The following is a 22,498-nucleotide window of genomic DNA, read 5'->3' as shown; positions in this document are numbered from 1 at the left end:
TGTAAAAAAATAGCAATTTCCCTGTATTCCCGCCGCATTGCTACCAATTCAATTAAAAGTCACATTATCGTGATTCGGAGATGTCAATGACTGACAAGCGTAAAGTTCGTAAAGCCGTGTTCCCGGTTGCCGGTCTCGGCACCCGCTTCCTGCCGGCCACCAAGGCCGTGCCGAAGGAAATGCTGACCGTCGTGGACAAGCCGGTCATCCAGTATGTCGTGGACGAGGCTCTCGAAGCCGGCATCGAACATCTGATTTTCGTCACTGGCCGCGGCAAGGCCGTCATCGAAGACTATTTCGATATTCAGGTCGAACTCGACCAGACCCTGCGCGAGCGCAACAAAAAAGCCGAGTTGACACTGCTCGATGGCATTCTGCCGCCCGCCGGCACCACCAGCTTCACCCGGCAGCAATCGCCGCTCGGCCTTGGCCATGCGGTGTGGTGCGCCCGAGAGCTGGTTGGAAACGAGCCTTTTGCGCTGCTTCTTCCCGACATGATCATGCAGGGCGAAAAAGGCTGCCTCAAAGGCATGGTTGAACTGTACGAGCAAAGCGGCGGCGGCAATGTGATCGCGGTTGAGGAATGCGCCCCCGATCAGGCCCACAAATACGGCATCGTCGGCGTGGGCGACCGCATCGGCGAAGGCTACAAGATCACCGGCATGGTGGAGAAGCCGGCGCCGGGCACGGCTCCCTCCAATTTCTACATCAACGGCCGTTACATCCTGCAGCCGGAAATCTTCCCGATCCTGGCAACGCAGGAACGTGGCGCCGGCAACGAAATCCAGCTGACGGACGGCATGATCAAGCTTGCCAACGAACAGGACTTCGCTGCCTACCACTTCCAGGGCACCACCTACGACTGCGGCGCCAAGGACGGTTTCATTCTGGCCAACGTCGCGTTCGCGCTGCAGCGTTCGGACATCCGCTCAGTGGTCGAAGGGCCGCTCAAGGAACTGGTCGCCGGCCTCAAGTAACTGCGGGCTGCGAAATCTCAAATATGCGCCGTGCATCCCTCCGATGCGCGGCGCTTTTGCGTTATGCACCGCTTATCGCCGCAAGGTCAGGCCGACACCAAGCTTGGTAACGCTGGACGACGGGCTGCTGTCCTGATCGGTCTTCTCGTAGCTGACATCGCCGGTCAGTGCGAGATAACGGTTCAGGTCCCAGGTGAGACCCGCGCCCGTATTCCATACGGTCTGGTCGCTGGAAAGGCTGTCACCGGAATAGTTGCGGAACGTGTAGCTGTTTGAGAACCGCGCCATCAGGTTGGAGCGCAGTTCATGGGTTGTCTGGGCGTTGAGCGTATAGACCAAGGCGCCGTTTTCGCCCGCCGTGGTCGATGGCTCTATGCCTGTCGAAAGGCCGTAGGCGATATTGGTTCCGCGCAGGGGCGACCAATTGAGCGTGCCGTCTACGGTAAAGCCGTCCAGGTCATTCAGGCGATCGTCATCGAACCGGTAGGTTTCGTAGCCGAGGGCGATTTCGCCGTTGACCTTCTCACCGAAATCGACCTGCACCCCAGCCCGCCCGGCATAGGTGTCAGAGGAGCGCTCGTAGCCGAAGCGGTCGAATTGCTCGTCATAGATCGACTTGCCGGCGGCGGCCTCGAGGAAGGGAATGATCGCAGGCGAAATCTCGTAGCCGATCCGTCCCGTAACCGTGCCGGCATTCCGGTTCCGGTCATCCATGGAAATGGTCGTGCCGCTGTCGAACTCCGCATCGCCATACTGGTAGCGGTCGAAATCGACCCGCGCCGAGCCGCGCAGCAATCCGAAATTATGTTCGATGCCGGCGCCGAGCGTATATTGGTTGATGCCGGATTGGGTCGTGGCCGCCTCGATCGCGTTCGGATCGGTCGAATCTTCCCGCTCGAAGTGGTAGCCGGCCCGCAGGCGGCCAATCGTTTCTTCGCTGAAATCCAGACGAAGCTCGGCTTCGACGTCGGCGAGCGGCTCGGTTTCGGCGTCGCCGGAGACGTTCTTCTGCCAGATGCCCTCGCCTGTCACGGTAAGCTGATGCCGGGACCAGTCCGAGGTCAGCGTGCCCTTCAAGCCTGTTTCGAGGTAACTGCGATCGTCCTCGCCGCTATCCTTGTTGATTTCGTGATTGAAGCTCTGGCCGAGAGTCGGCTTCAGAATGAAGGTGCCGATGCGGACGCCCGACGCGTCATCGCGATTGTTGTCATAACGGGTGCGCAGGCCATCGACAGTGCCTTCCCGCAGGTTCATGCGGCCGAAATCGTCGGGTATGGCGGCCTCTGCCCCCGGCGCATCGACCAGATCGGCCTCCTGCCCTGCAAGCGCCTGATCGGTTACCGCCAGCCCGCCGGGCTGTGTCGCGACGGGATCGACTGACAACGGCGCACCGTAAGGCTGCTGGGCAGGTTCGCCGGAAAGGCTCTGGGCAAAGGCGAAGCCCGGAAATACCACGGCGCAGCCTGCCAGCAGCACGGCAAGCCGCGTTGCCGGGCGCAAGCCGTTGCGACCTCTGGTCGGTTGAAAATCTGGCGTTCTCTGCCGCATAAGCTCGCAAACCGTCTTAAAGTGTTGATCAACCGTAAACCGTTGTGGTTAATCAATCCTTTAAACGGCGCGGAATTCCGCTCAGGCGGCCTCCACGGTCAGCTGTCGCCCACTGCTTGCCACCACGCGAACCCGCGTTCCCGCAGGCATGTCGGGTCCGTCCACCGGCCACGTCGTGTCGTCGAGCCGGATGCGGCCGCGGCCCTCGCTGATCGGCTCTTCCAGAACGGCAGTGCGCCCGACAAGCCGGGCGCCTCGCTGGTTCAACAGCGGTTCGTCGGTCACCTGACCGGAGCGGGCAACAAGCCGACGCCCGATCAGCACCGCCGCCACCGAAAACAGCGCAAAAATCACCAGCTGCATCTGCCACAGCCAGAAGTCAGAAGACCAGAAAAGCAGGGAGAGAACGCCGACGAGGATTGCAGCGATACCGATCCAGACTATAAACACCCCAGGCAGCACCATCTCGGCGGCCAGCAGGATCAGGCCGAGAACCCACCACGCCCAAGGGCCGAGTTCGAAGAGAATACGCTCGATCATCGATCAGGTCTCAGTGCGGGAGGGATCGAAGGGGTTGCGCACGGTGGGTGTTCGCGAGGCGGCAGGTCGAGGTGGTTGGGCCGGGCCGGCATCGCCGAAGACGTCGCGCGCGATCGCGCCGATCCCGCCGAGCGAGCCGATGAGCGATGATGCTTCCATCGGCATCAGAACGATCTTGGAGTTGCCGGCCGTGCCGATCGCGGTCATCGCTTCTGTGTATTTTTGCGCCACGAAGTAGTTGATGGCCTGCACGTCGCCGGAAGCGATCGCCTCGGACACCATCTTGGTCGCCTTGGCTTCGGCTTCCGCCAGACGCTCGCGGGCTTCGGCATCCCGGAACGCAGCCTCGCGTTGGCCTTCCGCCTGAAGGATTGCCGATTGCTTGGCGCCTTCGGCGCGCAGGATCTGCGCGTTGCGGGCACCTTCCGCCTCCAGCACCTGGGCACGTTTTTCACGCTCGGCCTTCATCTGCCGGGCCATGGCATCGACAAGATCCTTCGGCGGCTGGATGTCCTTGATCTCGACACGCGTGACCTTGATGCCCCAGGGACCAACCGCCTCGTCCACGACCCGCAACAGGCGATCGTTGATGGTATCGCGGTTAGAGAGCAACTCGTCGAGATCCATCGAACCCATGACCGAGCGGATGTTGGTCATGGTGAGATTGAGGATGGCGCTTTCCAGGTTGGACACCTGATAGGCGGCCTCGGCCGCATTGAGGATTTGGTAGAAGGCGACGGCATCGGCCGAGCAGCTGGCATTGTCCTTGGTGATCACCTCCTGCGTCGGGACGTCGAGCACCTGCTCCATGACGTTCATGCGCGCACCGATCTTGTCGATGAAGGGTATGATCAGGTTGAGCCCCGGTTCCAGCGTTCGGGTATAGCGGCCGAAGCGCTCCACCGTGTAGCGAAAGCCCTGTGGCACGGTCTTGATCCCGGCAAACAGCACCAGGATGACGAAGACGACGAAAGCAATGACGGCGATATCGAGACCGGCTAAAGGCATGGTTCTTCCCCCTTTTTGGCAGAAACGCCAAAACATCTGCTGTCAAGACGTGGGACATCCCACGATTATTTGCAACCCGCCGTCGCTCGTAAAGATCAGACCCAGCCTTGCAATTCCCGGCGCACGACATGCTCGAGCACGGCCATGCCATCCGCACTGTCGTTCAGGCAGGGGATATGGGTGAACTTCTCGCCGCCGGAATGGTGGAAGCTCTCCGCCGCCTGCTCGGCGATTTCCTCTAGCGTTTCCAGGCAATCGGAGACGAAGCCGGGGTTCAGCACGGCGATACGCTTCACGCCCTCCTGCGCCAGCTTTTCGACCGTCTTGTCCGTGTAGGGCTGAAGCCATTCCTCAGGCCCGAAACGGGACTGGAAGGTGACCTGCAGCTTTTCCTTCGACCAGCCGAGCTTCTCGCGCAAAAGCCGTGCCGTTTTCTGACATTGGCAGTAGTAGGGGTCGCCCTTGTCGAAATAGGATTTCGGGATGCCGTGGAACGAGGTCAGCACGACTTCCGGCTCCCAATCCAGTGTCGACAGATGCTGGGTGATCGAATTGGCAAGCGCATCGATATAGACCGGATCGTCGTGATAGGGCGGCACGGTGCGCAGCGCCGGCTGCCAGCGCATCTTCAGCAGCGCCTTGAAGGCCTCGTCGTTGACTGTCGCCGTGGTTGCCGCCGCATATTGCGGATAGAGCGGGAACACGAGAATCTTTTCGCAGCCCTTTTTCTGCAAAGCCTCGATGCGCGAGGGGATGGACGGCTGGCCATAGCGCATGGCCCAGTCGACCACGACGTTGCTGTGGCCTGCAAGCGACGTTGCAATCAGTTCCGCCTGGCTGCGGGTATAGGTGCGCAGGTAGCTCTCGTTGCGGTCCTTGTTCCAGATCGTTTCATAGGCCTTGCCAACCTTGGCCGGGCGGGTGTTGAGAACGATGCCGAACAGGATCGGATACCAGAAGAACGGCGACCACTCGATGACCCGGCGATCCATCAGGAACTGCTTGAGATAACGCCGCATCGACACCTTGTCAGTACCATCGGGTGTGCCGAGATTGACCAGCAGCACCCCGACCTTTCCAAAGGCGACGGGGGGATGATTGACGGGGAGCGTTGCGACAGCGGTGGACATGGGGGTTCCTGCAAAAAAATCGGGTTGCGGCGCTTTTACGGATGACGCGACCGTTGGGTTTCCGTTCTTTAAAAAGAAAAGCCGGTCCGGGAAAGCCCAGACCGGCTGGGTTTGTCGAGACAAATTGTCTTATTTCGCCGGAATCGTCAGTTCCGTTCCCACCAGAAGCCGGCGCGGCGTCGGGTTTCCATTGGCGTCGGAAATACGGCGCCACTCCTCGCCATCGCCATAGGCGGTTTCGGCAAGGTCCCAGAGCGTATCGCCCTTAACGATCACATGCTTCGTTTCGGCAGCCGGAGCAGCCGCCGTTTCCGCGACGGGCTCCGCAGGCTTTGCTTCCGTCGCGGTGGCCGGCTGGGCGGCAGGTTCGGCCGGTTTCGCCTCTGATGCGGGCTCGGCCGGTGCGGCTGCGGCAACGGCGGTGATGCGACCGTCGGTATAGGGCGCGTAAGGCCGGTTCGCCGACAGATAATCGGCAACGACGGATTCGAGATTAGGCCCGAAGTCGTAAGCGTTCATGCCGGCGGTCGCAAAAACCCCGTAGCCATCGCCGCCGGAACGCATGTAGTTGTTCGAGACGACGCCGTAGGTCTTTGCCGTATCCAGCGGCACGAAGGTCTCGCCTTCCTTGACCTCGACCGAAACCACCCGGCTTCCCGGCGGCTTCGATTTATCGAAACTGTATTTCAAGCCGGCGACCTGCGGGAAGCGGCCTGCACCCTCTTCGATCTGGCTGAGGCCGTTCTCCAGTGCCGCAACCACGTCCGAACCCTTCAGCTGGAAGGTGGCAAGCGAGTTCTGGAACGGCAGCACCGTCAGCACCTCGCCCATCGTCACCACGCCCTTGTCGATCGAAGCGCGAAGGCCGCCACCGTTCTGAATGGCGATGGAAATACCCTGAGACTTCACGCGATCGAGGATCGCATCCGCGACGAGATTACCCATGCTGCATTCCTGGGCGCGGCAAGTCTCGCGGGAACCGTCGATCGCCTCGGAGGTTTCGGAGACCTCCTTCTTCTTCAGTTCCTCGATCGGCGCGCCGAGTTCCTTGACGCGCGCGACGTAACCGGCATCCGGCGTGATCGACGCATCCAAGAGAAGGGGCGCGCCCGTCGAGGACTTCACCTTGCCGCCGTCGTCAAAGACAACTTTCAGTTCGCCGAGGTATTTGGAATAGGCGTAGGCCTGCACGATGGGCACTTCGACGCCAGCGGGGTTCTTGACGATGGTCGGGTAGGGTCCGGCAGCCTTTTCATCGGTGCTGGACAGCAGGGTATGGCTGTGGCCGCCGACGATGACGTCGATACCATCGACCGCAGCGGCGATCTCCTGATCCTTCTTGTAGCCGACATGGGACAGCAGGATGATCTTGTTGACGCCTTCGGCTTCGATCGTCGGAATGACGCCCTTCAGATAGGCGATCTCGTCCTCGAAGAAGACGCTTTTGCCGGGCGAGGAAGTCTCGGAGGTGTCCGTTGCGAGAACGGAAACCACGGCAACCTTCTGGCCGCCGATGTCTTTCACGATATAGCCCGGGATTCGGTTGGCGATCGGCGTATCGGCGCCAGCGACGGTGTTGCCCGAAATGACAGGAAACTTGACCTGGTCGAGGAACTTGGCGAGTTCTTCCGGCCCATCGTCGAATTCGTGGTTGCCCACGGCCATCGCGTCAAAGCCGATGCCGTTCATGAACTCGGCAACCGCCTCGCTTTTGTAGGTCGAGTAAAACAGCGAGCCCTGGAACTGATCGCCCGCATCGAGAACCAAGACATTCGCTTTGGCATCGGTGAGCTTTTTGCGCTGCGTATCGATCGCCGTCTTCACCCGCGCGATCCCGCCGAAGCATTCGTTCTTGCCTTCTTCCTCGGCCGAGCAGGTGGAATCGTATTTGTTGATCGCCTCGATGCGCGAGTGCAGATCGTTGATATGAAGGATGTTCAGCTCATAATCGGCAAAGGCGGCGCCAGATGAGAGGGCAAGGATCGAGGCCGTCATCAGCCCGGTTCGCAAATGTCTGATCATGGAAGTCTCCCGTTTTCGGATCGCCGATTTCCGGCGGCGGCTTGGAGCGCCGCGCGTCTTGGGACATCGCGGCTCGACAGGGATCGTTTCATCCGATCGCGCCGACATCAAGCCGTAATTTCGATTCGGCCACCGAAAGCGTATCGCGATCTTCCAGATTCGCTCCTATGCTTTAGGTCTTTGTTTTAACGCATGTCTTCCCCAAAATCGCAGTGCACTTTTGCGAGACGTGCGTTCGTCGATTCGCTTTTCCATTTCCGTCCGTGACCAGATTTAGCGAACCGTGCGGATCGGGGGCGAGCCGCAAGCATCCCGGCCATCCGGAGCGCACACTTCCCGCCGACGTGGCTTTTCCGGCGGCGGACACACGTTTTCGGCCCGCCGGGTGCGGGTTGGAGGTCAAGGGGACGGGGCACTGGAAAGGGCCTCTATGATTTGTAAAAATGTGGCTCTCGCCAGCGCCCCGTTCAGTGGTTTTTGCCCGCAACTCCGATCCCTCTGCTTCCCTTTCCTGAGAAAGGGCGTTGTGTGCCGCACAGGCACGCCCGAAGCGAGAATCGGAAACCGGCTTTCACCGGCCCCGCCGTCTCCGGAAGGGGACCATTTTCTGCGGACCCCGAGGGGATGGCTTTGCGTCTGCTCCATCCACCCGGCACCGGCCCCGCCTCGCCATCACGCCTGACGGCCTATCCTTGCGACGGGACGAGGCCAGTATGGCGCCGGCTTTTGGCAAGGGGATTTTCGGGGATGAGATTTTTCGTACTCTGGGCATGAGGCTGCCGAGAGGCCGTATGAAGGGGGACGCACACTCTGGATTCGCGGCCTCACCCCCCTCTGTCACGCAGTGACAGAGGGGGGTAATACCGCAAACTCCGAGATTGCCTCCACCTCTCCTTTTCAGAGAAGAACAGCGGGCATCTCCCCATCAAGCGGAAGAAGGGGGATGCCAGGCCAAGCTGGAGTGCCGGGTACTGTGTTCGGGTTTAATGGACAAGCTGAAGCCAGCGTAGACACGTTACGGCCGGCTCTCGGAATTGGGAGATGGACTGGCGTCAGACGCGACGGGTCAGCGAGAACTGGGCGCCGCTGTCGGTCGTGCAGTTGAGCTGCGACGGGGTGACGAGCGCGCAATTAACCTTGGACTGGGTGTTGCGGACCATTGAGGTCATGTTGATCTCTACGAGAGACGGGGAGACGTTGATGTAGTTGCCGGAGGCGAGCAGCTGGTTGGTATCGGTCGTGCGCGTAGCGAACGTGCCACCCGAGAAGGTGGAGACGATGCCGTTCGGATCGACCCAGTTGCCTTCGACACCGATGGGCGCGACGCGCTGCGGCTGGGAAACCCGCACCTCCCGTGGCGCCTGGCAGGCGGCAAGACCGACTGCGGACAGGATGGCGAGGATGGTCATCGGCTTCATTACTATCTCCCGGAATGCGCGAAAAAGCGCGCGTCTTTTCGTAAAAACCATGCCGCGAACGCTGGTTGAATGCAAGTGCAGCCAAGCCACGGTCATCGGTCTTAAAGTAGGTCGCGATCTTTCGGATCACAGTACATTGCACACCATTTCTGGTGCGGCCTTTGCCCCTCAACCTAACCCCTCCCCGCAGGCAAGGAGAGCGGAGGACTGAGTTTACCGCTTGCCCCTTCTCCCCGTTCTGCGGGGAGAAGGTCGCCGACAGGCCGGATAAGGGGCAGACATTTATGCCAAATGAAAAACGCCCGGGGATGTTCCCCAGGCGTCTTCGAATATTCAATCGGCAGCAGAGCTTAGCGAACGAGGATGTTCTTGAACTGCCACGGATCCTTCTCGTCCAGGTCTTCCGGGAAGAGACCCGGACGGCCGTCGAGCGGGGTCCAGTCGGTGTAGTGGCCTTCCACCGGGCCGAGATACGGCGTCTGCACTTCGAGGCAGCGCTTGTAGTCGATCTCGTCAGCTTCGACGATGCCGGCCTTCGGGTTTTCGAGAGCCCAGACCATGCCGGCGAGAACGGCAGACGTCACCTGCAGGCCGGTCGCGTTCTGATACGGTGCGATGCGGCGGGTTTCTTCCAGCGACAGGCGCGAACCGTACCAGTAGGCGTTCTTGTCATGGCCATAGAGCAGCACGCCAAGCTCATCCAAGCCATCGACCAGTTCGTTCTCATCGAGAACGTGGAGAACCGGCTGCGGCTTGCCGCCATTGCCGAACATTTCGTGCAGCGACAGCACGGCATCGTTGGCCGGGTGATAGGCGTAGTGGCAGGTCGGACGGAAGGTGACGTCGCCGTCCTTGTCGCGGACCGTGAAGTAATCGGCAATCGAGATCGACTCGTTGTGGGTGACGAGGAAACCGTATTGCGGGCCGGGGGTCGGGCACCAGGTACGGACACGGGTGTTGGCGCCCGGTTGTTCCAAATAGATGGCAGCCTGGCAGCCCTTCTTGTGCTTCTTGGCGTTCTTCGGCATCCAGTTTTCGTGCGTGCCCCAGCCAAGCTCTGCCGGCTGCAGGCCTTCCGAGATGAAGCCTTCAACCGACCAGGTGTTCCAGAAGACGTTCAGCGGCTTCGGGTTCTTCGTCAGCTGGGTGTCGCGCTCGGCGATGTGGATGCCCTTGACGCCGACCTTCTTCATCAGCTTGGCCCAGCCTTCGCGGTCGTGCTGATCCGGCTCTTCGAACTTCAGTTCGAGATCCTTGGCAAGGTTCACCAGCGCCTGCTTGACGAACCACGAGACCATGCCCGGATTTGCGCCGCAGGTGGAAACGGCGGTGGCGCCGCCCGGGTTCTTGGCCTTTTCCTTGCGAACGGTTTCACGCAGCGCATAGTTGGTGCGGTCGGCGTTCTTCATGCTCTTGTCGAAATAGAAGCCGAGCCACGGCTCGACGACGGTATCGATATAGAGCACGTCGAGCTTGCGGCAGAGCTTCATCAGGTCCAGCGAGCCGGTATCGACCGAAAGGTTGACGCAGAAGCCCTGGCCTTCACCTTCGGTGAGCAGCGGCTTCAGAAGATCCTTGTAGTTGTCCTTGGTGACATGCGCCTTGATGTGGCGAACGCCGTGCTTGGCAAGGATTTCCATATCTGCAGCGTCATCACGGGGATCGATGACAACCATCCGGCTCTTGTCGAATTTGAAGTGGCGCTCGATCAGCGGCAGGGTGCCGCGGCCGATAGAGCCGAAGCCGATCATGACGATCGGGCCGGTGATTTCACCATGAACCGGATAGGTGGTTTCTGCCATTTTGGGTTCTCTCCTACGGACAGCGCGTTGTTTTGGGGCAAAATCGCCCCGATATGTGCCTTTGCAAGGCCCTAGAGCATAGTTCTCTGTCACAATAAAGAGGTGCCCGGCAAGGGGCATCCATCGTGCTTAATCGTCGCAAATGCTTCGAAGCGCTTTGAAAAGAGCCTCCTTTTTGCTGGCCAGCCCCTTATACGCCGCCTCTTGTGGCTGGAGCGCCTCCAGTTGCGCGGCAAGCGACGCCGCAAGCGTGGTACGGTCCGGCCGCCCCTTCAGAACCGTGATGGGATCAGAATAGATGCGGATTGTGAAGACGATATCGCCGCTAGTTGGCAGTTTGCGCAATGTCTGCCGCTCGACGCGCAGGAAGATCTTATCCTCCGTGAGCATGACGGCCTTTGCCGCCATCTCTTCCGATTTCGACTTCGGCAGGTGCAGCGCGCCTTCGGAATTGATCGCCCAGTTGAAGCGTTCGACAAAGCGGCCGGGCGAGAGATTGTCGAACATGCGCGAGATCAGCTCCGCATTGCGGGTGCCGGCCTCGAAGCCCGGCACGGGCGCATGGATATCCTCCATGCTGCGGCCGTATTTCTCGGCCAGCGACCAGGACGAGGGAAAGGCGATAAAGGCGGCGACCAGATGCCAGCCGGTCTCCTTGCGCCGCATGATGGCGAAATCATCCTGGACAAGCAGGCCTGCGGTGACGAGCGGGGCCTCCCCGGAGAGCGGCACGGTGCGGCCGGCGATTTCAATGGCATCGTTGCGGCGGCAGTAAAGCGAGGGATGCTGCCGCGGCAGGAAGTCGGCGAGCAGATCGAGCAGCTCCCGCTGCGCATCTTCGGTGCCCGGTTCTGCGGCGAAGACTGTCGCGCGGGCAGTTTCGAGGAGAGCGCGCTTTTCGGCGAGATAGGTTTCGAGATCATCATCCGGCTCGATCCAGTGATCGGGATCAAGCTGCGCAAGCCCGATGGTGAAAGGCCTGGAGGAGCCGTCATAGGGGTGTGCGCGGGTTTGGTGACGATGCGCTCTTCCATGCGCGGCCTGTTCCTTATCCGGACAATTCCGGCTGTTTGTTAGCCATAGGCATGGCACGGGCGCGCGTCAGCACGCAATCCATAATATTTTGCGGTTCAAGCGATTCCCCCTTGGCTGTAGAATCGGCCGCGCACGCAGGACCGATGCCATGGATGAAATAGCTGCCAGCTTGGCCGAATTGCGGGACAGGACGGATGTCTTGATCGCCCTCTACGATGCCGAGGACTGGCTGCGCTATGCCAATGTCGCCTTCCGCAGCACCTTCGCGCTCGAACCAGACGAAACCCCGCTCTGGCCGGAGCTGATGCGACGCAACAGGGCGCGGGGCTTGGGCACGATTATCCGCGTCGACGATTTCGAGGCCTGGGTAACCTCCGCCCAATCCCGCCGCGGCAAGGTGCCGTTCCGGGCCTATGAGACCGATCTGGTGGACGGACGGTGGCTCTGGATGACGGAAACGGTCAATCGTGGCGGCTGGATGCTCTGCATCGCCAGCGACATCACCCATCTGCGTGCCGACGAACGCGACCTGCGCCAGGATCGCGATCTTGCCATGCGCGCCTCGCAGACGGACGAGCTGACCGGCATCTCCAACCGCCGCTATGTCATGGGCAAGCTGGAAGAGATGACGGTCAGCAACCTGCCGCAGCAGCCGCGCGATGGCTGCCTGTGCATTCTCGATATCGATTTCTTCAAGGGCATCAACGATCTCTATGGGCACCAGACCGGCGATGAGGTGTTGCTCGACTTTGCCCGCCGGGTGCAGCCGATCGTGCGGCGGCATGACTGTTTCGGCCGGGTGGGCGGCGAGGAGTTCATGCTGCTCCTGCCGGACACGACGATCGAGGAGGCGGAGGGCATCATTCGCCGGATCATGGAGATCATCAGGGCCTCGCGTCCGCTCACCGGCGCGCCGCTGTTTCGCTACACCTGCTCGGCCGGGCTGGCCGCGATGGTCTTGGGCGACAGCGCAAAGGCGCTCTACGGCCGCGCGGATGCGGCGCTTTACAATGCCAAGCAGTCGGGGCGGGACCAGATTATCATTGCAGCAGCGTGATCTTCAGGATCAGAATTGCCCCTCACCCTGGCCCTCTCCCCGCCTGCGGGGAGAGGGGACGACGGAGCGCGCCGCTTGTCCCTTCGCCCCGTTTACGGGGAGAAGATGCCCGACAGGGCGGATGAGGGGCCAGGCGGGCTTCGGTTCAGATTTCCAGCCTGCAGCTAATCAGCCCGCGCAGGGAATTGCCCATCAGCAGTTTGCCGGTTTGCAGATCGGCAAGCGTCAGCCTTTGTACCCGTGCGCGGCGTTCGCAGATGAACTGCGTGCGCAGGACGCCGGCCAAAAGGCCGCTGGAGATCGGCGGGACTTTCAGGACACCGGAGCCGTCATCGACGAAGCAGGAGGTGATCGTCCCCTCGCAGAGTTCATCCTTCTCATTGAGGAGAAGCACCTCATCGGCCTGATCGGCACTATATTCCGCCCGCGCCGAGTCATAGACGGCGCGGCGGGAGGTCTTGTAGCGCAGAAGCGGATCGCCGGAGTTCAAGCGTTGCGCAGCGATGCGCACCCGCCACATGGTGCTTTGCGCCAAGGGCGCGAAGGGCGCTGTGGTGATGGAGATTTCGCCCGTAGGAGACAGCGTCAGGCGGACCCGCAAAGGCTGTGCTGGTTGCGTTTCCTCAAGCGTCTTTGCTAAAGCGGCCTTTGCTTTGTCCGCACCCAAAAAGCCGAGGCGCGCGGCCGAGCGCTGCAGGCGGGCGAGATGCAGGCGCTCGCGGACGATGCCCGTGTCCGGCTCGTAGCGCATCGTCTCGATCAGCGAAAAATCCGTCATTGCTCGACCGTCATGTCGCCCAGCGCGAAACGGGCCTTGAGAAGGCATTCGGCATATTCGGATTCCGCATCCGAATCGAACACGATGCCGCCGCCGACATGGAAGACGGCCCTGCCCTCCGGGAAAAGCGAGACAGTGCGGATGGCGACGTTGAAGCGCATGGTGCCATCCGGCGCGATGAAGCCGATGGCGCCGCAATAGGCGTCACGCGGGCCGTCCTCGAGGTCGTGAAGGATTTCCATGGCGCGCATCTTCGGCGCGCCGGTGATGGAGCCGCACGGGAACAGCGCCTCGAAGATATCGCGGATGCCAACCTCGGGAAGCAGCTTTGCTCGAACGTGGCTGACCATCTGGTGCACGGTCGGATAGGTCTCGACATCGAAAAGCTTCGGCACATCGAGCGTGCCGACTTCGGTGATGCGGGAGATGTCGTTGCGCAGGAGATCGACGATCATGCGGTTTTCGGCCTGGGATTTCGGATCGGCCTTCATTTCGGCGATGAGGGCCTCGTCCTCGGCCGCCGTCGCGCCGCGTGGGGCGGTGCCCTTCATCGGATGGGTCTCGATCCATCGATCCTTGTCCACCCGGAAGAACAGTTCCGGCGAGCGCGAGAGAAGCATAGGGCCGTCGAGCTTGGCGAAGGCGCCGTATTTCACTGGCTGGCGTTCGATCAGCGACCAGAAGGCGGAGAGCGGATCGCCGGACCAGCGGGCGGTGATCGGCATGGTGAGGTTTGCCTGATAACAATCGCCCTGCCGCAGATGCTGGTGCAGTTTAAGGAAGCGCTCGCGATAGGTGGCAAAATCCCAGCCGGCCTTTGGCTCAGTCAGGAACGGTTCGTTCTCGACGCGCCGCTTCGGTTGCAAAAGGACGTGATCCTCCTGCGGCGCATCGAAGACGCCGAAGGACATCAGCGGGGTTTCGCGATTTTCGTCGGCGAAGGGGGCAAGCTTGTCTTCGAACAAATGGCCGGCCTCGTAGCTCATGAAGCCGGCAAGCCATTTGCCTGAACTTTGAGCCTTTTCCATTTCGGCAAGACCGCGCCAGAATTCGGACTTGGTGCGCGCGGTGATCACGCACGACGGCGCAGCGAAAACAGTGGTTCTGTCTTCGCTGTCATCCCGGAAGAGGACGAAGGGGTCGTGATCAGTCATCTCTTAACCTGAGGCTAATGCATTTCCGGTGAACTCCTAATTCCACAATACACGACACTCACCAAAGCCTGCGGCCAATATCCGCCCCTCATCCGCCCATCCTTGCTGGAGGAGAAGGGACAAGCGTCAAACTCCGTCGTCCCCTCTCCCCGCCTGCGGGGAGAGGGTTAGGGTGAGGGGCAACGGACATGTGGAATGTTGTGTCGTGTACTGTGTCGGAATTCACCGGAAATGCTCCAGTTTTTTTTGTTTCTGGCGCATTATCCGACGCCGAAGCGATGCCGCTTCGGCTGAAAATGCTCTACGCCTTATCAAGCCCTTCCAGCTCGTCGATCAGGCCTTCCAGCATCGACAGGCCCTTTGCCCAGAACGACGGATCGCTGGCATCGAGGCCGAAAGGCTTGAGCAGCTCGGAATAATGCTTGCTGCCGCCGGCCTTCAGAAGCTCGAAATACTTGTCCTGAAAACCGCTCTCGGCCTTCTGGTAGACGGCATAGAGCGAGTTCACGAGGCAATCGCCGAAGGCATAGGCGTAGACGTAGAAGGGCGAGTGGATGAAGTGGGGGATATAGGACCAGTAGGTCTCGTATCCCTCCGAAATGCGGATCGCCGGCCCGAGGCTTTCCGACTGCACGGAGAGCCAGAGCTTGCCGATATCCTCGGCGGTCAACTCGCCCTCCTTGCGGGCGGTATGCACCTTGCGCTCGAACTCGTAGAAGGCGATCTGGCGCACGACCGTATTGATCATGTCCTCGACCTTCTGGGCGAGCATCGCCTTGCGCTCTCGTCTGTCCTTCGTTTTTTCAAGGAGGGCGCGGAAGGTCAGCATTTCACCGAAGACGGAGGCGGTTTCGGCAAGCGTTAGCGGCGTCGATGCCATCAGCGCGCCCTGTTCGCCGGCCAGAACCTGATGCACGCCATGGCCAAGCTCGTGGGCGAGGGTCATCACGTCGCGCGGCTTGCCCATATAGTTGACGAGCACATAGGGGTGCGCCGACGGCACAGTCGGGTGCGCGAAGGCGCCCGGCGCCTTGCCGGGACGGACCGGCGCATCGATCCAGCCGCCGTCGAAGAAACGGCCGGCAATGTCAGACATCTCAGGGGAAAAGCCGTGATAGGCGGACAGAACCGTGTCCTTGGCATCTTTCCACGAGATCAGCGCCGTCGGGGTTTCCGGCAGCGGCGCATTGCGGTCCCAGAATTCCATCTGTTCCATGCCGAGCCACTTGGCCTTCATCTTGTAATAGCGATGGGACAGGCGCGGATAGGCGTCCTTCACCGCGGCAGCCAGCGCATCGACGACTTCGCGCTCGACGCGGTTGGCAAGGTGGCGGCTGTCGGCAATGTCCTCGAAACCGCGCCAGCGGTTTTCGATGTCTTTGTCCTTGGCGAGCGTGTTGGTGATTAGCGTGAAGATACGGCTGTTGGCCTTGAAGGTCGCGGTCAGGGCTTCGGCTGCCTTCCGGCGGGTATCGGGATCGGCTTCCTGCAGCATGCTGAGGGTTACTTCGAGCGGCAGCTCCTCGCCATCCACGGTGAAGGTCAGCGAGGCCATGGTCTCGTCAAACAGTCGGTTGAACGCGCCGGAGCCGGTCATCGATTTTTCAAGGAAGAGCTGCTCCAGCTTGTCGTCGAGCTGGTAGGGCTTGTCGAGGCGCAGGTCGATCAGCCATGGGCGATAATGCGCGGCGAGCGGATCGGTCGCGAAGGCGGCATCAATGACGGCATCATCAATGCGGTTCAGCTCCAGCGCAAAAAACAGGAGGTGGCTGGCGAGATCGGTAAGCTTGGCCTGCGCATCGCCGTAGAACTTGCCGTTGGCGGGGTTTGTCGTATCGGAGAAATAGGTGAGGCCGGCATAGGAGCCGATCTTGCCCATCAGGTCTTCCAGTGCCTCGAATTCCCTGATGGCAGCACCAAGGCCGGCATCACCGGTCTTCGTTGCGGCGTCTGCGAGCTTGCCCTTCCATTTCGCCTCAAATGTCAGTGTGTCAGCCTCAGCCTTGGCGAGATCGTCCAGATATTCCTTCGAGGTCGGTGCCGGATAGAGGTCTTCCAGCCGCCAGTTCGGCAGGTCTCCGAGATCGGCCTTTGCCTGCGCGCCACCGGCAGCGGCCGTGAAAACAGGGGTGTTCGGGATCAGGGCGGCAAACGGACGATACATGGCTTTCACTCTCGTTTCGGGGCACTTCCGCTTCGATAAAGCGGCGCGATGGGTTGCGACCCTAGCCTATCACTTCAGAAACCGGAACCGGTTTTGACGGCGATTTCCTTTCGGATTTCGAGACGTGATGTGCCTCGGGAGGCGCTGTTCACAGTGTGTGAAGGGTTGATGGGGTGCACCTTCTGAAGGTGCAGCCTTCACCCCCCTCTGCCCTGTCGGGCATCTCCCCCTCAAGGGGGGAGATCGCAGGAGGCAGGTTCTCGCTTCAATCACGGGAGCCGGCTAGGAAAAGAATGATCTCCCCCCTTGAGGGGGAGATGTCACACAGTGACAGAGGGGGGTACGGCAAACTCTGTCGTTCCTTCTCCTTGGCTGGGGGCAGGACGAGGGGCAAAAAAAATCTGGCGATGTTGTGTTGCCTCCCGTGAACGTTGTTAGGCTTCGTTAAAATGCGAGCATTTCTCAAAAGAGGATGTTCAGGGCTCATGTGACAGGAATGTCTCATCGTGCGGCACATGAGGGTTGCCGTGTTGTCGAAACAGTGAGCAGGAGGCTTCCATGACGTCACAGATTCTTGTCATTGATGATGATCCGGTCCAGCGTCGGCTTTTGACCAACATGATCGAGCGGCTGGGCCATATCGCCCACATCGCCGACAACGGTCGCAGCGGTCTGGAGCTGCTGGAACGCAAGCGCGGCAATATCAGCGCCATCCTGCTCGATCTGATGATGCCGGAAATGAACGGCCACGGCTTTCTGGAAGCGATCGCCGAACGCGGCATCAATATTCCCGTGATCGTCCAGACGGGACAAGGCGGCATCGAAACCGTGGTGCTCGCCATGCAGGCCGGCGCTTTCGATTTCGTCGTGAAGCCGGTTTCGCCCGAGCGTCTTTCCGTCGCGCTGACCAATGCGCTGAAGATGGAAAATCAGGAGACGCGCCAGCGCCCCGCAAAGCGGTCGCGTTCCGGGGCGGTTGGCTTTGACGATGTCGTTTCCGCAAGCCCCGCGATGATCCGCGTGCTGGATCTTGCCCGCCGCGCCGCCCAGTCGAATATTCCGATCGTGCTGGAAGGCGAATCCGGCGTAGGCAAGGAAATGGTGGCACGCGCCATCCAGGCCGCCAGCGACCGCCACAGCCGACCCTTCATCACGGTCAATTGCGGCGCGATCCCGCACAATCTTGTCGAGAGCATTCTCTTCGGTCACGAGAAAGGCGCCTTCACCGGCGCGACCGAGAAGCACACCGGCAAGTTCGTCGATGCGGATGGCGGCACGCTGTTCCTCGATGAAATCGGCGACCTGCCGCTTGAAGTGCAGGTCAAGCTGCTGCGCGCGGTGCAGCAGGGCGAGATCGAGACCATCGGCGCCCGCCATCCGCAGAAGGTCAATGTCCGGCTGATTTCGGCCACCAACAAGGACCTGATCAACGAGGTGCGTGAAGGCCGCTTCCGCGAAGACCTGTATTACCGCCTGAACGTTTTCCCGATCACCATTCCGGCGCTGCGCAAGCGCAAGGAAGACGTGCCGGTTCTGGTACGGTCCTTCGTCGAGCGCTTCTCTGCCGAGCAGGGGCTTCCCGCACCGCTCACCGTGACATCCGGCGCGCTGGCGCTGCTGACCGCGTACGACTGGCCGGGCAACATCCGCCAGCTGGAGAACGCGATCTTCCGCGCGGTCGTGCTCGCGGAAGGCAACGAGCTGACGGTCAAGGATTTCCCGCAGATCGCAACCCAGATCCCGGGCTATGTCGTGGCCGAAAAAACCGGCTTCAGCTGGGGCGAATCCGGCCCTTCCGCGATGCCGATCGTCGGCGCCCAGCCCCTGCCCCCGGTCTATCCGGATTTCGGTCCGGCCGAAAAACCTGTCGCGGCGAGCGAGGCCGACGCCTCACCGGGCAATGCGATCTCCAGTGTCGATGGCGGTGGAAATGTTCGCAAACTCGCCGATGTCGAGGAAGAATTGATTCGCTTCGCGCTGAAATTCTATCGCGGCCAGATGAGCCAAGTGGCGCGCAAGCTCGGCATCGGGCGCTCGACGCTGTACCGGAAACTCAAGGATTACGGCATCAATCCGGACGATCCGTTCAGCGAAGCCGCATAAATCTAGGGATAACGAATCATTACGATCCGTCATATTCCACAGTCGTCGTTTAGACCTTGTTAGTGATCCGTTCACTATATTATAAGGATAAGTGACGACTGTGGCATATTTGCCATGCTGTTACCTTAATTGACAGTCAAAGGCAGCCACTGGACACGTTGTCCGTCGGACGGGGATCAGGTTTGAAAAATTTGTTCGGATTGAGACAGCCCAACGGCACGGCGCTCCGCAACTTTTGCGGCCGCGCTGCCCGTAAGATGCCGCGCATTTTTGCTTCGCTTCTGCTCGCGGCTTCCATGGTGACACCTCCGGGTTTCGTACCGCCTGTTGAAGCAGCCGGCCAGACCCGCACGCTGAAGATCTATTTCATCCATACCAAGGAAAAGGCGCAGATCACCTACAAGCGCAATGGCCGCTACGACCAGAAGGGCCTGCAACAGGTGAACCGCATGCTGCGCGACTGGCGCCGCAACGAGCCGACCAATATGGATCCCCGCCTGCTCGACCTGATCTGGGAAGTTTACCAGAAGAGCGGATCACGCGATTACATCCACGTCGTTTCCGCCTATCGCTCGCCGGCCACCAACAACATGCTGCGTTCGCGCTCCAAGGGTGTCGCCAAGAAGAGCCAGCACATGCTCGGCAAGGCGATGGACTTCTACCTGCCCGACGTGAAGCTGAAGACGCTGCGTGAAATCGGCATGAAATTCCAGGTGGGCGGCGTCGGCTATTATCCGACCTCCGGCTCACCTTTCGTTCATATGGACGTCGGCGGCGTGCGCGCCTGGCCGCGCATGAACCGCAACGACCTGGTTCGCCTGTTCCCCGATGGCAAGACCCTGCATGTTCCCTCCGACGGCAAGCCGTTGCCCGGATACGAACTGGCTGTGGCCGACTACAAGCGCCGTGTCGGCGACAAGACGATCGAGGTTGCCGGCGGCGGCACCAAGGGCCCGGGCGACAAGGACACGACCAAGCGCAAGGCGACGCTGTTTGCCATGCTGTTCGGCCAGGGCGGCGACGAGGATGAAGAACCCGAAGCCATCGCCAGCGGTGCCTCGGACGAAGGCGGCGGCGACGAACAGCCGGTCGCCAAGCCCGCACCCGCCGCAAGCGAACAACAGCAGCAGCCCGTTCTGGCAGGCGTGATCGGCGCGGAAAACCAGCAGGTCGCGCTCGCCGAGACAGAGGTCAGGGCTCCGGTTCCGGCCGTGCGTCCGGCCTTCAAGGAACCGGCGGCCCAGGATGGCGTTGCGGTCGCGCTCGTCGCGCCGACCCAGAACCCGGCTCAGGAAGCGCTTGCCGCCGCCATGCCGGTCGAAGAGACCCAGCCCGAATTTGCCGATCTCAACGGCTACAAGATCCCCGTGCCGCAGATGCTTGGACCGCGTGGTCTGAATGGCGATGCGGGCAGCGAAATGTTGCTCGCCTCTGCCGAGACGACGGACGCGGATGCCGAGGCACTGGGCTTCGTGCCGGTTCCGGCCATGCGCCCGGCTGGCGAAGCTGCTATGATGGCGGCGGCCGCAGCCTACGTGGCCGTACCCGAATTCGTCGAACACGCAAAGCCGCAGGGCGAAGCGCTGGCGCAGGAGCCGGTCGAGGCGAAGGCCGCAACCCGGGTCGCGCTTGCCACCCCGACGGAACGACCGGTCGAACTGGCCGCCTATGCGCCGCAGTCAGCCGCCGACACCCGCGCAACCGCTTTCGACGACGTCTTTCACGGCGCGGCCCAAGCGCCTGCAAAGGGCAAGCGCCCTGACAAGCAGGAAGCGGCAGCCGCTGCACCATCTTCCGTGCGCACCGAGCCGAAGCTGACCCAGCAGATCATTTCCGAATGGGCGCTGACCACCGGTCGCATGGCGACGCTTTCCAAGCCGGTGAAGGCGCCGCGCTTCGTCAGCAAGACGCTTCGTGCCTCGCCGACCACCGTTTATTCCGCTGGCTTTCAGACGACGCCGGGAGCGATCGATACGGCCCGCTTCAGCGGCACGGCTGTCAACTTCATGGAAGTGAAGCGCTTCGACACCAATTGATCGCATCAACTGATCTGAGCGCGATACGCATAAAAAAACCCGCCGGCGGCGGGTTTTTTTGTGAGGTGTGATGGCTTATTCGGCGTCCGGAGCGTCGATCATGCCGAGCGCGGCGAGATAGGTATCGAGGATCGCTTCCTGTTCCATGCGCTCGTCCTTATCCTGCTTGCGGATCTGGATGACCTTGCGCAGGATCTTCGTGTCGAAGCCGGTGCCCTTGGCTTCGCCGTAGACGTCCTTGATATCGTCCGCGATGGTCTTCTTTTCTTCTTCGAGGCGCTCGATGCGCTCGATGAACGAGCGGAGCTGGTCGCGTGCGACGCCGTGTGCATCCGACATGATGATCTCCTTCTGGGGATAGAAATTCGAAGGCTGTGACCTGCCGCGAAGTCGGGGCGAGGTCAAGGGAGATTGCAGTGGAAACCGCGCAATTCTCGAAATCGCCTTATTCTTTGGGGCGGTTCTGCTCGAAGGCCACCTGCTGCTGCGGCGACGCTTCGCGCTGGTTCATCTGACGCCATTCCTCATAGGGCATGCCGTAGACGATCTCGCGCGATTGCTCCTTGTCCATCTCGACACCGGCGGCATTCGCCGCTTCGCGGTACCAGTTCGACAGGCAGTTCCGGCAGAAGCCGGCCAGATTCATCAGGTCGATGTTCTGCACGTCGCTGCGCTCGCGCAGATGGGCGACCAGGCGGCGAAAGGCGGTGGCTTCAAACTCGGTCTGCGGATTGCTCATGATGGTCTCCTGCCTCAGAAGGCATAATCGCCGGTGCGCGAAGGATGGCGTTCGATAACGTGAAGATCGGGGCGAGCGTTCAGATCGTCAAGGATCGGGGCAAGCCGATTTTGCCATTCGGCGACGCCGGCATCGTCGCCGATCAGATCCTGCCGTACCTCGATCAGCGCATGGGGAATGCCGGTTTCCATGCAATGCCTGTACATCGTATCGCCCCGCAGTGCGCCGTCGTAAGGCTCGTTGTTGCCGATCAGCACATCGCCCGGCGCCTCCAGCGCCTTTATCAGAGGATGCACGGCGCGAGGATCGCCGTCCCACAGAACCGCCGCATGCCACGGGCGGGGCACACCCTTCCAGGCCGGCGTGTAGGAATGAAGCGAAATGACCAGCGGCGCCTTGCCGCTTTCGGCGCCAACCCGCGCGATCACTTCGGACACGGCGCGATGATACGGCCGGTGAAAGCGATTGAGGCGGTTTTCCCATTCCTGCGATGTGATCGGATGGTTGCCGGGGATGATCGCACCGTCGGAAATCTTCATGATCAGCGTCGGATCGTCTTCGCCGCGATTGGGGTCGATCAGCAGGCGGGAAAAGCAGCTCATGACCGCTGGAACGCCCAAACGGGCAGCGAGGCCACGGGTCAGCGCCTCGATCCCGATGTCATAGGCGATGTGACGCGCGAAAGCGCTGGCGGGCAGGCCAAGACTGCCATATTCCGGTGGCAAGCGATTGGTAGCGTGATCGGCAAGAACGACGAGACCGCGCGTGGCATCACCGTCGATGATTTCAAAAGCCTGGGTATCCTGCATGTGCCGCTATCTGTGTTTGCCGTTCCTGAAAATTTGATGACATGCCATCAGGGGGATCGCAAGGAAAAGCCCGGTTTTCATGTTTCTGTTCAACAAAAAGCCCGATGTAATCGATTAGACTTTCGTTGACTTTCAAACCGCACCGTCGCAAGAAAGTGCCTCGACAAATCGCAACGGA

18 protein-coding genes are annotated in these 22,498 nt (G+C 60.9%); 4 read left to right on the top strand and 14 right to left on the bottom strand.

Translation table 11 applies throughout. The annotated features are described in order from the left end of the window. Window positions 1-86: 86 nt before the first annotated feature. Window positions 87-977, top strand: coding sequence for a UTP--glucose-1-phosphate uridylyltransferase GalU (gene galU / locus BLX89_RS12800; RefSeq protein ID WP_075291299.1), 891 nt, complete (start codon window positions 87-89; stop codon window positions 975-977). A 72-nt stretch (window positions 978-1,049) separates the two neighbouring features. On the opposite strand, the gene BLX89_RS12795 is transcribed toward galU, so the two are convergent. From BLX89_RS12795 to BLX89_RS12760, 8 genes are all read right to left on the bottom strand, one after another. Then, window positions 1,050-2,477 carry an outer membrane beta-barrel protein gene (locus tag BLX89_RS12795; protein WP_245292821.1) on the bottom strand — a complete coding sequence of 476 codons (1,428 nt, stop codon included), beginning with the start codon at window positions 2,475-2,477 and terminating at the stop codon, window positions 1,050-1,052. A 129-nt stretch (window positions 2,478-2,606) separates the two neighbouring features. Continuing rightward, window positions 2,607-3,065 (bottom strand): NfeD family protein, encoded by a 459-nt coding sequence (locus BLX89_RS12790; protein WP_075291297.1) that lies wholly within the window; start codon window positions 3,063-3,065, stop codon window positions 2,607-2,609. A 3-nt stretch (window positions 3,066-3,068) separates the two neighbouring features. Continuing rightward, on the bottom strand, window positions 3,069-4,073 hold the full coding sequence (locus BLX89_RS12785) for an SPFH domain-containing protein (RefSeq protein ID WP_075291296.1): 1,005 nt from the start codon (window positions 4,071-4,073) through the stop codon (window positions 3,069-3,071). Window positions 4,074-4,168: 95 nt separating this feature from the next. After that, window positions 4,169-5,203, bottom strand: coding sequence for a ferrochelatase (gene hemH, locus BLX89_RS12780; protein WP_075291295.1), 1,035 nt, complete (start codon window positions 5,201-5,203; stop codon window positions 4,169-4,171). A gap of 129 nt (window positions 5,204-5,332) precedes the next feature. After that, complete coding sequence (locus tag BLX89_RS12775; RefSeq protein WP_075291294.1) at window positions 5,333-7,225, bottom strand: 5'-nucleotidase C-terminal domain-containing protein; 1,893 nt, start codon at window positions 7,223-7,225, stop codon at window positions 5,333-5,335. Window positions 7,226-8,277: 1,052 nt separating this feature from the next. After that, window positions 8,278-8,643, bottom strand: a complete 366-nt coding sequence (gene omp10, locus BLX89_RS12770) for an outer membrane lipoprotein Omp10 (protein ID WP_075291293.1) — start codon at window positions 8,641-8,643, stop codon at window positions 8,278-8,280. Between the two features lie 350 nt (window positions 8,644-8,993). Then, complete coding sequence (locus tag BLX89_RS12765) at window positions 8,994-10,445, bottom strand: homospermidine synthase (RefSeq protein ID WP_075291292.1); 1,452 nt, start codon at window positions 10,443-10,445, stop codon at window positions 8,994-8,996. A 129-nt stretch (window positions 10,446-10,574) separates the two neighbouring features. Next, entirely contained in the window at window positions 10,575-11,414 is an 840-nt protein-coding gene (locus BLX89_RS12760; RefSeq protein ID WP_075291532.1) for a heme-dependent oxidative N-demethylase family protein, read from the bottom strand. Between the two features lie 214 nt (window positions 11,415-11,628). Between BLX89_RS12760 and BLX89_RS12755 the strand changes: the two genes are divergently transcribed. Further along, complete coding sequence (locus BLX89_RS12755) at window positions 11,629-12,537, top strand: GGDEF domain-containing protein (RefSeq protein WP_075291291.1); 909 nt, start codon at window positions 11,629-11,631, stop codon at window positions 12,535-12,537. Window positions 12,538-12,682: 145 nt separating this feature from the next. On the opposite strand, the gene BLX89_RS12750 is transcribed toward BLX89_RS12755, so the two are convergent. The 3 genes from BLX89_RS12750 to BLX89_RS12740 form a co-directional block, all read right to left on the bottom strand. Beyond that, window positions 12,683-13,315, bottom strand: coding sequence for an aminotransferase class IV family protein (locus BLX89_RS12750; protein ID WP_075291290.1), 633 nt, complete (start codon window positions 13,313-13,315; stop codon window positions 12,683-12,685). Further along, window positions 13,312-14,469 (bottom strand): aminodeoxychorismate synthase component I, encoded by a 1,158-nt coding sequence (locus BLX89_RS12745; protein WP_075291289.1) that lies wholly within the window; start codon window positions 14,467-14,469, stop codon window positions 13,312-13,314. The genes BLX89_RS12750 and BLX89_RS12745 overlap by 4 nt, the downstream gene beginning before the upstream one ends. A gap of 301 nt (window positions 14,470-14,770) precedes the next feature. After that, window positions 14,771-16,633 carry a M3 family oligoendopeptidase gene (locus tag BLX89_RS12740; protein ID WP_075291288.1) on the bottom strand — a complete coding sequence of 621 codons (1,863 nt, stop codon included), beginning with the start codon at window positions 16,631-16,633 and terminating at the stop codon, window positions 14,771-14,773. Window positions 16,634-17,191: 558 nt separating this feature from the next. Here BLX89_RS12740 and BLX89_RS12735 point away from each other — a divergent pair. Beyond that, a complete protein-coding gene (locus BLX89_RS12735; RefSeq protein ID WP_075291287.1) occupies window positions 17,192-18,736 on the top strand; it encodes a sigma-54-dependent transcriptional regulator in 1,545 nt (514 codons plus the stop codon). 182 nt (window positions 18,737-18,918) lie between these two features. Continuing rightward, the gene (locus BLX89_RS12730) at window positions 18,919-20,772 is read left to right on the top strand and encodes a peptidoglycan L,D-endopeptidase MepK (protein ID WP_075291286.1); all 1,854 of its coding nucleotides are present in this window, start codon (window positions 18,919-18,921) and stop codon (window positions 20,770-20,772) included. Between the two features lie 75 nt (window positions 20,773-20,847). On the opposite strand, the gene BLX89_RS12725 is transcribed toward BLX89_RS12730, so the two are convergent. The 3 genes from BLX89_RS12725 to BLX89_RS12715 all read right to left on the bottom strand — a co-directional run bounded on the left by BLX89_RS12725 (window position 20,848) and on the right by BLX89_RS12715 (window position 22,320). Beyond that, on the bottom strand, window positions 20,848-21,111 hold the full coding sequence (locus BLX89_RS12725) for a DUF2312 domain-containing protein (RefSeq protein ID WP_075291285.1): 264 nt from the start codon (window positions 21,109-21,111) through the stop codon (window positions 20,848-20,850). Window positions 21,112-21,217: 106 nt separating this feature from the next. Continuing rightward, window positions 21,218-21,511: a DUF1244 domain-containing protein gene (locus BLX89_RS12720; RefSeq protein WP_075291284.1), complete on the bottom strand. Its 294-nt coding sequence runs from the start codon at window positions 21,509-21,511 to the stop codon at window positions 21,218-21,220. Window positions 21,512-21,525: 14 nt separating this feature from the next. Then, the gene (locus tag BLX89_RS12715) at window positions 21,526-22,320 is read right to left on the bottom strand and encodes an N-formylglutamate amidohydrolase (RefSeq protein WP_075291283.1); all 795 of its coding nucleotides are present in this window, start codon (window positions 22,318-22,320) and stop codon (window positions 21,526-21,528) included. Window positions 22,321-22,498: the final 178 nt, after the last annotated feature.

The sequence above is a fragment of the Pararhizobium arenae genome, assembly GCF_001931685.1.
In the GTDB taxonomy this organism is placed as follows: domain Bacteria; phylum Pseudomonadota; class Alphaproteobacteria; order Rhizobiales; family Rhizobiaceae; genus Pararhizobium; species Pararhizobium arenae.
This window is presented reverse-complemented; position numbering and strand designations above follow the sequence as displayed.

Excerpts from the sequence above, each read along its gene's own strand:
- BLX89_RS12765 (WP_075291292.1), bottom strand. The coding sequence starts at position 10,445 with ATGGCAGAAACCACCTATCCGGTTCATGGTGAAATCACCGGCCCGATC.
- hemH (WP_075291295.1), bottom strand. The coding sequence starts at position 5,203 with ATGTCCACCGCTGTCGCAACGCTCCCCGTCAATCATCCCCCCGTCGCC.
- BLX89_RS12735 (WP_075291287.1), top strand. The coding sequence starts at position 17,192 with ATGACGTCACAGATTCTTGTCATTGATGATGATCCGGTCCAGCGTCGG.
- BLX89_RS12740 (WP_075291288.1), bottom strand. The coding sequence starts at position 16,633 with ATGTATCGTCCGTTTGCCGCCCTGATCCCGAACACCCCTGTTTTCACG.
- BLX89_RS12750 (WP_075291290.1), bottom strand. The coding sequence starts at position 13,315 with ATGACGGATTTTTCGCTGATCGAGACGATGCGCTACGAGCCGGACACG.
- BLX89_RS12785 (WP_075291296.1), bottom strand. The coding sequence starts at position 4,073 with ATGCCTTTAGCCGGTCTCGATATCGCCGTCATTGCTTTCGTCGTCTTC.
- BLX89_RS12725 (WP_075291285.1), bottom strand. The coding sequence starts at position 21,111 with ATGTCGGATGCACACGGCGTCGCACGCGACCAGCTCCGCTCGTTCATC.
- omp10 (WP_075291293.1), bottom strand. The coding sequence starts at position 8,643 with ATGAAGCCGATGACCATCCTCGCCATCCTGTCCGCAGTCGGTCTTGCC.
- galU (WP_075291299.1), top strand. The coding sequence starts at position 87 with ATGACTGACAAGCGTAAAGTTCGTAAAGCCGTGTTCCCGGTTGCCGGT.
- BLX89_RS12715 (WP_075291283.1), bottom strand. The coding sequence starts at position 22,320 with ATGCAGGATACCCAGGCTTTTGAAATCATCGACGGTGATGCCACGCGC.
- BLX89_RS12745 (WP_075291289.1), bottom strand. The coding sequence starts at position 14,469 with ATGACTGATCACGACCCCTTCGTCCTCTTCCGGGATGACAGCGAAGAC.
- BLX89_RS12790 (WP_075291297.1), bottom strand. The coding sequence starts at position 3,065 with ATGATCGAGCGTATTCTCTTCGAACTCGGCCCTTGGGCGTGGTGGGTT.
- BLX89_RS12755 (WP_075291291.1), top strand. The coding sequence starts at position 11,629 with ATGGATGAAATAGCTGCCAGCTTGGCCGAATTGCGGGACAGGACGGAT.
- BLX89_RS12775 (WP_075291294.1), bottom strand. The coding sequence starts at position 7,225 with ATGATCAGACATTTGCGAACCGGGCTGATGACGGCCTCGATCCTTGCC.
- BLX89_RS12720 (WP_075291284.1), bottom strand. The coding sequence starts at position 21,511 with ATGAGCAATCCGCAGACCGAGTTTGAAGCCACCGCCTTTCGCCGCCTG.